At 52.0% G+C, this 2500-nt stretch carries 1 rRNA gene (cut by a window edge); it reads right to left on the reverse strand.

Annotated elements, in window-relative coordinates:
* Positions 1-20: 20 nt before the first annotated feature.
* Positions 21-2500, reverse strand: a 23S ribosomal RNA gene (locus ASE80_RS19510) (it continues 371 nt past the right edge of the window).

Raw genomic sequence — 2500 nt, forward strand, 5'->3', positions numbered from 1 at the left:
TCAAATTGCTTGGGTGTTATATGGTCAAGCCTCACGGGCAATTAGTATTGGTTAGCTCAACGCCTCACAGCGCTTACACACCCAACCTATCAACGTCGTAGTCTTCGACGGCCCTTCAGGGGACTCAAGGTCCCAGTGAGATCTCATCTTGAGGCTAGTTTCCCGCTTAGATGCTTTCAGCGGTTATCTATTCCGAACATAGCTACCCGGCAATGCCACTGGCGTGACAACCGGAACACCAGAGGTTCGTCCACTCCGGTCCTCTCGTACTAGGAGCAGCCCCTCTCAAATCTCAAACGTCCACGGCAGATAGGGACCGAACTGTCTCACGACGTTCTAAACCCAGCTCGCGTACCACTTTAAATGGCGAACAGCCATACCCTTGGGACCGGCTTCAGCCCCAGGATGTGATGAGCCGACATCGAGGTGCCAAACACCGCCGTCGATATGAACTCTTGGGCGGTATCAGCCTGTTATCCCCGGAGTACCTTTTATCCGTTGAGCGATGGCCCTTCCATACAGAACCACCGGATCACTAAGACCTACTTTCGTACCTGCTCGACGTGTCTGTCTCGCAGTCAAGCGCGCTTTTGCCTTTATACTCTACGACCGATTTCCGACCGGTCTGAGCGCACCTTCGTACTCCTCCGTTACTCTTTAGGAGGAGACCGCCCCAGTCAAACTACCCACCATACACTGTCCTCGATCCGGATAACGGACCTGAGTTAGAACCTCAAAGTTGCCAGGGTGGTATTTCAAGGTTGGCTCCACGCAGACTGGCGTCCACGCTTCAAAGCCTCCCACCTATCCTACACAAGCAAATTCAAAGTCCAGTGCAAAGCTATAGTAAAGGTTCACGGGGTCTTTCCGTCTAGCCGCGGATACACTGCATCTTCACAGCGATTTCAATCCATTCGTGCAGGTCGGAACTTACCCGACAAGGAATTTCGCTACCTTAGGACCGTTATAGTTACGGCCGCCGTTTACCGGGGCTTCGATCAAGAGCTTCGCGTTAGCTAACCCCATCAATTAACCTTCCGGCACCGGGCAGGCGTCACACCCTATACGTCCACTTTCGTGTTTGCAGAGTGCTGTGTTTTTAATAAACAGTCGCAGCGGCCTGGTATCTTCGACCGGCATGAGCTTACGGAGCAAGTCCTTCACCCTCACCGGCGCACCTTCTCCCGAAGTTACGGTGCCATTTTGCCTAGTTCCTTCACCCGAGTTCTCTCAAGCGCCTTGGTATTCTCTACCCAACCACCTGTGTCGGTTTGGGGTACGGTTCCTGGTTACCTGAAGCTTAGAAGCTTTTCTTGGAAGCATGGCATCAACCACTTCGCTAACTAAAAGTTAGCTCGTCATCAGCTCTCGGCCTTAGAATCCCGGATTTACCTAAGATTCCAGCCTACCACCTTAAACTTGGACAACCAACGCCAAGCTGGCCTAGCCTTCTCCGTCCCTCCATCGCAATAACCAGAAGTACAGGAATATTAACCTGTTTTCCATCGACTACGCTTTTCAGCCTCGCCTTAGGGACCGACTAACCCTGCGTCGATTAACGTTGCGCAGGAAACCTTGGTCTTTCGGCGTGGGTGTTTTTCACACCCATTGTCGTTACTCATGTCAGCATTCGCACTTCTGATACCTCCAGCAAGCTTCTCAACTCACCTTCACAGGCTTACAGAACGCTCCTCTACCGCATCACTTACGTGATACCCGTAGCTTCGGTGTATGGTTTGAGCCCCGTTACATCTTCCGCGCAGGCCGACTCGACTAGTGAGCTATTACGCTTTCTTTAAAGGGTGGCTGCTTCTAAGCCAACCTCCTAGCTGTCTAAGCCTTCCCACATCGTTTCCCACTTAACCATAACTTTGGGACCTTAGCTGACGGTCTGGGTTGTTTCCCTTTTCACGACGGACGTTAGCACCCGCCGTGTGTCTCCCATGCTCGGCACTTGTAGGTATTCGGAGTTTGCATCGGTTTGGTAAGTCGGGATGACCCCCTAGCCGAAACAGTGCTCTACCCCCTACAGTGATACATGAGGCGCTACCTAAATAGCTTTCGAGGAGAACCAGCTATCTCCGAGCTTGATTAGCCTTTCACTCCGATCCACAGGTCATCCGCTAACTTTTCAACGGTAGTCGGTTCGGTCCTCCAGTTAGTGTTACCCAACCTTCAACCTGCCCATGGATAGATCGCCCGGTTTCGGGTCTATTCCCAGCGACTAGACGCCCTATTAAGACTCGCTTTCGCTACGCCTCCCCTATTCGGTTAAGCTCGCCACTGAAAATAAGTCGCTGACCCATTATACAAAAGGTACGCAGTCACCCAACAAAGTGGGCTCCCACTGCTTGTACGCATACGGTTTCAGGATCTATTTCACTCCCCTCTCCGGGGTTCTTTTCGCCTTTCCCTCACGGTACTAGTTCACTATCGGTCAGTCAGTAGTATTTAGCCTTGGAGGATGGTCCCCCCATATTCAGACAAAGTTTCTCGTGCT

This window comes from Pseudomonas sp. Leaf15 (genome assembly GCF_001421425.1).
Taxonomy (GTDB): domain Bacteria; phylum Pseudomonadota; class Gammaproteobacteria; order Pseudomonadales; family Pseudomonadaceae; genus Aquipseudomonas; species Aquipseudomonas salomonii.